Origin of the sequence: Synechococcus sp. R6-7 (assembly GCF_047461695.1) — a bacterium.
Taxonomy (GTDB): Bacteria; Cyanobacteriota; Cyanobacteriia; order Thermostichales; family Thermostichaceae; genus Thermostichus.
On sequence record NZ_JANSHS010000145.1, the window covers coordinates 1 to 8,007 of the forward strand.

Here is an 8,007-nt window from a genome sequence, read left to right on the forward strand (position 1 = left end):
GCGGGGCTCCTGCGATTTCTAGCTGATCCCGGATCCCAGCAGCTCCCAACCGGTCAGCAACGCAAACACCAGAAATAAGCCGCCCCCCACCCAATGCACGGCGCGTTCAGAGATGTGAGCTGCTAAAAAACGACCTCCCACCACCGCCAGCCCTACCATCAGACCATGACCCAGGGTTGCCCCCGCCCAGACACTGAATCCCGGATGGGTGGCGGCTAGGGAAACGGTAGCAATCTGGGTTTTATCCCCGAACTCGGCTAGGGCGATCAAACTAAAGGCTTCCCAGACGATGGCCCTAACCCCCCCGCGGCCAACTCCTTTTGCTTCTGCCTGCATCACTTGTCTGAGGGCTTCCTCTTCTTCTGGTAATGCCTGTTGAGGTGGCATTCTGCACGCTTGCCAGAGCATTCTCAAGCCAAAAACGGCGAAAACCCCAGCCGATAGCACCCGCACGCCCAAGGGTGGCAGTAGCTTAAAAAGCACTTGCCCGGTTCCTACCGCTAGCAGGTTCATCATCGCTAAAGCCAGCCATGTCCCCAGAAAAACCCAGCGGCGTGGGTGGCGCATCGCCAAAATCAAGGGGGTAAAAAAGGTTTTATCCCCAAACTCTGCTACCGTCACCAGCAGCAAACTCGATAAAAAACCGGCCCACATCGTTTAGCCTCCAACCTCTCTTGTGTGTGGAATCGGTTCACACCTAGAGGTGAAGGCTGGGAAAGTCAGACGGACTCACCAAGCTCACCTCTGCGTGAACTCAGTGAAAGTCTCGTCACCAAAGCAGCCTGCCGGGCTTGCTTTGTCTCTTGCACCGGGCTGTTTTTAGCCAGTATGTCGATGCAGAGGGCGGTAAGCCGCCTGACTACTCCCTTTCCATCTGAATGGTAGCATGCTGAGCTCCCAGTGGGAGTAGTTCATTTCCAATGGGATCCCCCAAGACTTGCTGTGCCTTGGCCGATATCAGTGCCGCGCATCGCTTACCAGAGGATTGTGAAGGAGCGGCAGGCTATTATGATCACGGTTGAGGAGAAAATCAGGGGAAAACCACGTGGATGCAAAGTTAGTCTTGGTGGGGGTTGCTCTTGTCCTCTCTCTGGCAAGTTTCTACTTCGGCACCCGCAACGGCTTTTACGACACCGACAAGTATCACGGCAATGGCTCTGCTCATTAGAGCCGGGCGCTGGTGATTTTTTTATGGATCCCTTGCCCAGAAGGGCTTCCCTCCAGAATACAGGCAACGTCGGCGAGGGCTGGGTGCGGCAATATCTCTGTCAGCAGGGCTGGCAGATCCTGGCCCAGCGGTGGCGCTGCCCTTGGGGCGAGCTGGATCTGGTTGCCCACAAAGCTGATGTGCTGATTTTCGTAGAGGTGAAAACCCGTAGCCCCGGTAGCTGGGATCGAGGCGGGCTTTTGGCGGTTGGGATCCCCAAGCAGCGACGCTTGATCCGGGCTGCCCAGGCCTTCTTGAGCCAGCATCCCCACCTCTCCGAGTTGTCCTGCCGTTTTGATGTTGCGCTGATAGAACGTCGGGCCTCTGGGGAAGGGGTAAGCTACGCTTTGGTTGACTACCTGCCAGCGGCTTTTGAGATTTGTTGAAGCAAACTTATCTCACTTGTCAAGGCCATCTGCACCAGTACAATTGCCGTTTTGCCGCTACTGCCAAACGCTCAGTTTGTCTTTTTGGCTCTGCCCAATGCTGCCATCATCCAACAATTTCGGCAACTGCCAAATAAGCTCCAAAGTGCGAGATGGCATCGATGCTTCTTGAAATGCTTAACCCAAAGATTTCCGGTTTTTAACTGATTTTTAACTGTCTCTTGAGTTGCATTTCCGTTGATCAGCATCGCTGTGCCGAGCCGATCTTAACAGCTCTACGATGCAGATCTCAGACAGGATAGGCAAGATTTGCATCGAGACTGTCAGTAGAAAGAATCTTTACAGACAAAATATTGTTTATCCTGAGAAGAGGGGTTTGTGTTTTTGAGGATTGGGCCTATGTATGCGGAGCAACCCAAGGGGGGATCCTCCAGCAGCTGGAAGCGCCGTCAGTTGAAGCTGGCCAACGTCGCTGCTGGGTTTGCCTCGGCAGTACAGCCGATCTTTGCCCAAACCATCATCACCGATAGCGAAGGATTGGAAGCCGGCCCCGTCACCATTCCCACCCCAGATGGCGAGATCCCTGGCTATCGTGCCAAGCCGACCGGCTCTGGCCCTTTTCCACTGGTTTTGGTGGTGCAAGAGATCTTTGGTGTACACGAACACATTCAAGACATTTGTCGCCGCTTGGGGAAGTTGGGCTATGTGGCAGTGGCTCCCGAGCTGTTTTTCCGGCAGGGGGATGTTTCTCAGCTGCAGAGCCTTGAGGAGATTCGCGCCATCGTCTCCCAGGTGCCCGATGCTCAGGTGATGTCGGATTTGGATGCGGCGGTGGATTGGGCAATTGGCAACTCAGGTGCGGATCCAGAGCGGGTGGGCATTACTGGCTTTTGCTGGGGTGGTCGAATCACTTGGTTGTACGCGGCTCACCGACCCGGCTTGAAGGCGGGTGTTGCCTGGTACGGTCGTTTGGTGGGAGAGTCCACACTCTTAACCCCAAGGCATCCGCTGGATGTGGCAGCCAGCCTGAAGGCACCTGTGTTGGGTTTGTATGGTGGTGCAGATACCAGCATTCCCTTGGAAACGGTGGAGCAAATGAAGTCAGCTCTGGAAGCTTGCGGAGATCCATCGCAGTTGATCATCTACCCGGATGCTCCCCACGCCTTTTTTGCCGATTATCGCCCCACCTATCGCCCAGAAGCGGCTGGTGACGCTTGGGAACGGTTGCAGGCTTGGTTTCGAGAACACGGCTTGGCCCAGGGATCCCGGTCTCAATGATGGGATCTCATCTGTTCCCGTCGGCAGGACGGAGTCTTTTTTTGACTGCGCCGAAGGCAGAGCTTGGGGCAAGCTGGTATATTCCTAGCCATCTCAGGGAAACAGCATGGAAGCACATGAGTTCTGGGCCCGTACCGACAGCCAAGGTCAACTGATCTTGCCCATGAAGGCGCAGGAACAATTGCCCAAAAATCGAGTTGTGCGGGTGCTGGTGTTGGTGGATGAGCGGGAGCTGGCTCCGGCGGATCCTTCACAGGAGCAGTTGCCCACTGCCTCGCCAGATGAAGAGCATCTTTGGTATGGAGCTCCCACCGTTCCCTACGACGGTATTTAGCCCACGGGATCTTGGCCGGACAGCCGCCAGCGATTTAGGCGTGAGAGGGTTTCTGCATCCAAGTAGGCATCAATGCCCCGCTTGCTCGATAGCCGTTTTGGCTGGAGGTGCCGGATCTGCTGCTGGGCCTGCTGCACTTCATCCCACAGTTGTTCTGCCGAGACCCATTCGGCGTTGTAGCCGCCAATCACCAACTGCTGGACACGATCGGAGGTAGCCACCCTTACCCGACACCCATCCCTCTGCAACTGGGCACACAGCCGTTCAATGCAACTGTCGGCGGTCTCGCCATAGGAGGTATACAGGATCTCGATACCCGAAGGGGAGCGCTCTTGCCGGGCTGGCGTGGGTTGAGCGTAGGCATCGTACACCACGGTCGCCTGGTAGCCCCGGAAGGCCACATAGTTGGCCAAAGATTCCACCAAGCGCAGACGGGCCAATTCCATCAGGGAGCGACGCGCTAACTGGCTCAGGGTGGGCCAAGCTCCGATGATGTTGTAGCCATCAACCAAGAGGAAGGTGGGAGAGGAGGCTTGCATGGATGGCGGTGGATCCCTTGTCCGGGATCACACTTCTTAATCTTAATCTTTATCTTATTTTTAATCTTAGTACCCAGCCTTAAAGGTTACCCCACTACTCCGAATGCTCCGATACTTTCCCGGTTGTGAGCAGATCACGGTCTGCGCTGAATCCAATAGGTGGTGAACAGTTCGCCACTGGCCTGTTTCTGAATTTTGCCCCCCAAGGCTGCGATGCGCCGCTCCCACTCCGTTAGGGGGGTGAAAATCGGTTCGGTGCCTTTGAATAGCTCGATGAGGCCCCATTGTTCCGCCCACACCGAGTCGGGATTGACCACTTCAATAATCACAGGTGCAGCCGGTCGCAACACTCGCATCAACTCTGCCCAAACCGCGTCGAAGTACTCAATCGGGTAGTAGTACAAAAATCCGGTGGCAATGGCCAGATCAAATTGCTCCGACTCGTAGTTTTCCAAATGGTGGGCGGATCCCTGTTGCATTGACTTGAACAGCTTGGAGTTAAGCTGGGGTGCCCGCGAGCGAATAAAGCGCACAATCTCACCGCTCAGCTCATGGCCGTAAAAGTAGGCTTGCCAATCGTTCCAGGGATAGGTCAGGAAGCTTACCCCACAGCCCAAATCCAAACAGGCTTCCCGTTTTTTGGGGGCACGCAGTTGCCAAAAGGGGATCCCGAGGCGTTCTTGCAGGTGATCCCGCTGCTGGGCTTGCCAAAAAGGCAGTTGCTCCAGGTCTGGGGGAAGTTGCCAAGCTGGCTGACCCAGTTGAATTTCCAGCTCCCGATTGAAGCGAGCAGCTACGGCAGCAAGGTAGGGATCCCAGCGTTCCCCGGTTTGTGGTAGCTCCATTTGCTGATGGCTTTGTCCTGGATGGTCGTGAACTTAACTTGCACTTAACCTACACTACCAGGACTCTCGGCCCGTAGGCTCCCGGCTGCAGGGATCCATTCACCCAACTGTGGCTGCCGAGGATGGTGCCTGCCGGAATCTGAGCTTGGGATCCCAAACGGGTGTGGGCGCCGATGTAGCAGGGGGCGTGCAGTTGAGCGCTGGGATGGATCTCAGCCGTTTTGTGCACCCATATCCCCGGCGCCTGTTGCTGCACATTTTCTAAGGGAAAATCCGTCATTCGGCCCAGAAGAATGTCCAGTTGGCCGTGGTAGTAGCTGGCCGGCGTGCCCAGATCCCGCCAGTAGCCTGCGTGGAGATAAGCTTGCAGCCGTTGCCCTTGCCTGAGCAAATCGGGGAAGATACGCCGCTCAAAGCTGAGGGGATCCCCACTGGGGTAGTCTTTAAAAATGGCCGGATCCAAGACATAGGTGCCGGCGTTGATCGTGTCGGTGGTGAGGGTGAGGGCTTCTGCAGGGGTGGGTTTTTCCCGAAAAGATTGGATCTGGCCCCCTTCCCCAACTTCCACCAGGCCATAGGCGGTGATATCGTCCACGCGGGCGAGGGTGAGGGTGGCAATGGCCTTGCTCTGCACATGACATTGCATCAACGCCTGCAAATCCAGATCCGTGAGGATGTCGGCATTGAAAACCACCAAGGGATCCCCGGTGAAATAGGGCTGAGCCAGCACCAAAGCTCCTGCCGTATCCAAAGGCGTCTCTTCAGGAATGTAGCGGAGCTTCACCCCCAAAGCAGCGCCATCTCCCAGAGCAGCCTCAATTTGTTGGCCCAGATAACCCACGCTGAGCAAAATATCTGTCAGGCCGGCTCGGCGGCAGCGCCCGATCAGCCACTCCAAAAAGGGCACATCCAAAAGGGGCAACAAAGGCTTGGGTTGCAAAAAGGTAAAGGGCCGTAAACGAGTTCCTTTCCCACCCGCCAAGATCACCGCTTGCATAACCACCCTCAACCCCGTTCTCTTCCAAAGATATTGACATCCTCTCCGCCCAATTGCTAAGGGGGATCCATTGGGTCGAGCCAAATGTTTTCTGCTACCCAGAACGTCGATTCTCCGTTGCCCACAGAGGGATACGGATTGCCCCCCCGGGCAACACAGCACGAGTCTTGATCGCAAGTCTCAGGGGATGCCTTTCTGGAGGAGATATTTCAATCTCAATTGGGATTCATAAGCTCAATCCTGAGACAGTTGATTTGCCTTTTTTAGAGCATGTTTGGAGAATTGCGACCCGCTCGCCCCAGTCGGGAATAGCCACCCAAAGCGGCAGTGTCAGGTGATACTACCTTGCAACGGGAATTGTGACAGCCTTGGATAGCTTGGATGGATTCCAATGGGTTTGCCCTTCACCTTCATCTGAGGTTTTGCCGATGTCTGTTTCTCGACGCCGATCCCTACAAGCCCTTTGCTTGACCCTGGCCGGATGCTGGGCTCTAGGCACACACCAGGGATCCCTGCTGGCCCAAGGTAGCGATTTGTTGGCTCAAGTTCAAGAGCGGGGGGTGCTCCGGATTTCCACCGACTCCAATTACCGGCCTCAGAGCTACCTCAATCCCGACGGCACTTGGGAAGGATTTGATGTGGATGTGGCGCGCGAGATCGCCAGGCGCTTGGGGGTAGAGGCTGAGTTTCTGGATATCAACTTCGATGTCATCACCGCCGGATCTTGGAATGGCCGCTGGGATGTCAATGTCGGGTCGATGACCGTGACTGCCGAGCGCCAGAAAGCTCTGCTGTTTACCATTCCCTACTACTACACCCCCGCCAGCTTCGTGGTACACCAAGCCTCGACCTTGACAGATATCGCCGCCTTGGAAGGAAAGCGAGTCGGGGTGGGCACCGCCACCACCTACCAAGCTTACCTGGAGGGCAACCTCACTCTGGAAGGAGAGACCATCCAAGTTCCGGCCCCGCGGGTGGACATTCGCATCTACGACACCGATAGCCTGGCTCTGCAGGATTTGGCACTGGGGGATGGCACCCGCCTGGATGCAGTCTTGACGGCTTTGCCGACGGCTGAAAACGCCATTCGGGAAGGGCTGCCCCTGAAAACTCTGGGGGATCCGGTCTACTATGAAGCCTTGGCTGTGGCCTTGGATCGCTCCAGCCCTGCCCCTTCTGAGAGCTTACAAGCCAAAATCAACGAAATTTTAGAATCCATGCATGCGGACGGCACGCTAACAGCCCTCTCGAAGCGGTATTACGGCATTGATCTGACGAAAAAAGCTGAGTGAGCAAAGACTCTATCCCACTGGAGCAGCCCATTTACCCACCGCCCCGGATTCGAAAAGGGATCCCGTTCCCGGTGGCCCAGGGGTTGTGGTTGGTTTTGTGGCTGCTGTTGTTGGTGTTCACCTTCAGCGGGGTACAGTTGGAGTTGGCCGGGATCCCCATCCGTACCTTGCGTCTCAACGGCAACTTTGTGCGCGAGTGGTGGTGGTTTATCTCGCAAGGGGTGGGCACTACTTTTCAACTGTCCTTGGTCTCCATCCTCTGCGCTACCACGTTGGCCTTTTTGTCGGCGCTGGCGGGCCTCTCCCAGATTGCCCCTCTGAGCAGCCTCTCCGCTCTCTATGTCTCGCTGATGCGGGGCACACCTCTATTCCTGCAGTTTTTGTTTATCTACCAGGCTTTGCCGCAACTGGGTCTGGTGTTCGGCTCGTTCACTTCGGCAGTGCTGGCCTTGAGCCTGAACTATGGCGCCTACATGAGCGAGATCTTCCGGGCCGGGATCCAAGCCATTCCCGTCGGGCAGCGGGAAGCTGCCTATGCCCTGGGGCTTAAGCCCTGGCAAACCCTGTGGTGCATCATTTTGCCGCAAGCTTTTCGAATTGTCTTACCGGACATTGGCAACCAATTCATCGCCATGCAGAAAGACACTGCCCTGGCCAGTGCCATTGCTTTGCAGGAGTTGATGGGCCGGGCTCGACAGGCGGGTTTGCCGCGCCAGCACTTCTTCGAGGCTTTGGTGGTGGCAGCGCTGTGGTACTGGCTGCTGACGTTGATCTTGTCATTTTTCCAGGGACGCTTGGAACGGTACCTGGCCCGCTAGAGGAGCCTGACTCTAATCCGGCCATTACTTTGGTGTCTGCTTGCATACGTTTGTGGTTGCCCACAAAGACCGGCTGTGCCGTTCGCGATAGCAGGGGGCTCCAAAAACAGCCAGAAAGCTGGGGGACATCATCCTGCACTGACCTGCCGCAGTGGGTGAAAGAGGATCCCTGCCACCTCAAGCGGAACGCCATTCAAGAGGCAGGGTTGGCCTTTCGAGAGAGCAAAGACCCGAAGTTTCGCAGCGTCAGATCAGAGCTTTGCGGGATACTGCCATTCTGTTTGGCAACGAGCAGGATGCAATCGCTGCAG

The 8,007-nt window shown here is 56.1% G+C and carries 10 protein-coding genes and 1 pseudogene; 7 read left to right on the forward strand and 4 right to left on the reverse strand.

Translation table 11 applies throughout. The annotated features are described in order from the left end of the window. Positions 1 to 18: 18 nt before the first annotated feature. Positions 19 to 654, reverse strand: a complete 636-nt coding sequence (locus NW815_RS04890) for a TMEM165/GDT1 family protein (protein ID WP_414375085.1) — start codon at positions 652 to 654, stop codon at positions 19 to 21. A gap of 391 nt (positions 655 to 1,045) precedes the next feature. Here NW815_RS04890 and NW815_RS04895 point away from each other — a divergent pair, with 391 nt between their 5' ends. From NW815_RS04895 to NW815_RS04910, 4 genes are all read left to right on the forward strand, one after another. Next, positions 1,046 to 1,168 (forward strand): hypothetical protein, encoded by a 123-nt coding sequence (locus NW815_RS04895; protein WP_011429573.1) that lies wholly within the window; start codon positions 1,046 to 1,048, stop codon positions 1,166 to 1,168. 23 nt (positions 1,169 to 1,191) lie between these two features. Continuing rightward, the gene (locus tag NW815_RS04900) at positions 1,192 to 1,593 is read left to right on the forward strand and encodes a YraN family protein (RefSeq protein WP_414343270.1); all 402 of its coding nucleotides are present in this window, start codon (positions 1,192 to 1,194) and stop codon (positions 1,591 to 1,593) included. Between the two features lie 399 nt (positions 1,594 to 1,992). Next, positions 1,993 to 2,871: a dienelactone hydrolase family protein gene (locus NW815_RS04905; RefSeq protein WP_414383579.1), complete on the forward strand. Its 879-nt coding sequence runs from the start codon at positions 1,993 to 1,995 to the stop codon at positions 2,869 to 2,871. 106 nt (positions 2,872 to 2,977) lie between these two features. After that, positions 2,978 to 3,205 (forward strand): hypothetical protein, encoded by a 228-nt coding sequence (locus NW815_RS04910; protein WP_414330530.1) that lies wholly within the window; start codon positions 2,978 to 2,980, stop codon positions 3,203 to 3,205. On the opposite strand, the gene NW815_RS04915 is transcribed toward NW815_RS04910, so the two are convergent. The 3 genes from NW815_RS04915 to NW815_RS04925 form a co-directional block, all read right to left on the reverse strand. Continuing rightward, complete coding sequence (locus NW815_RS04915; RefSeq protein WP_414388322.1) at positions 3,202 to 3,744, reverse strand: NYN domain-containing protein; 543 nt, start codon at positions 3,742 to 3,744, stop codon at positions 3,202 to 3,204. The genes NW815_RS04910 and NW815_RS04915 overlap by 4 nt on opposite strands. Positions 3,745 to 3,878: 134 nt before the next feature. Continuing rightward, positions 3,879 to 4,589, reverse strand: a complete 711-nt coding sequence (locus NW815_RS04920; protein WP_414375084.1) for a class I SAM-dependent methyltransferase — start codon at positions 4,587 to 4,589, stop codon at positions 3,879 to 3,881. Between the two features lie 49 nt (positions 4,590 to 4,638). Further along, positions 4,639 to 5,586 (reverse strand): sugar phosphate nucleotidyltransferase, encoded by a 948-nt coding sequence (locus NW815_RS04925; protein WP_414388324.1) that lies wholly within the window; start codon positions 5,584 to 5,586, stop codon positions 4,639 to 4,641. Between the two features lie 428 nt (positions 5,587 to 6,014). Between NW815_RS04925 and NW815_RS04930 the strand changes: the two genes are divergently transcribed. From NW815_RS04930 to NW815_RS04940, 3 genes and pseudogenes are all read left to right on the forward strand, one after another. Then, positions 6,015 to 6,878 (forward strand): ABC transporter substrate-binding protein, encoded by an 864-nt coding sequence (locus NW815_RS04930; protein ID WP_414388320.1) that lies wholly within the window; start codon positions 6,015 to 6,017, stop codon positions 6,876 to 6,878. Continuing rightward, positions 6,875 to 7,696, forward strand: a complete 822-nt coding sequence (locus NW815_RS04935) for an amino acid ABC transporter permease (protein ID WP_414388318.1) — start codon at positions 6,875 to 6,877, stop codon at positions 7,694 to 7,696. The genes NW815_RS04930 and NW815_RS04935 overlap by 4 nt, the downstream gene beginning before the upstream one ends. A gap of 94 nt (positions 7,697 to 7,790) precedes the next feature. Next, positions 7,791 to 8,007, forward strand: a pseudogene (locus tag NW815_RS04940) (hypothetical protein); the annotation flags it as partial.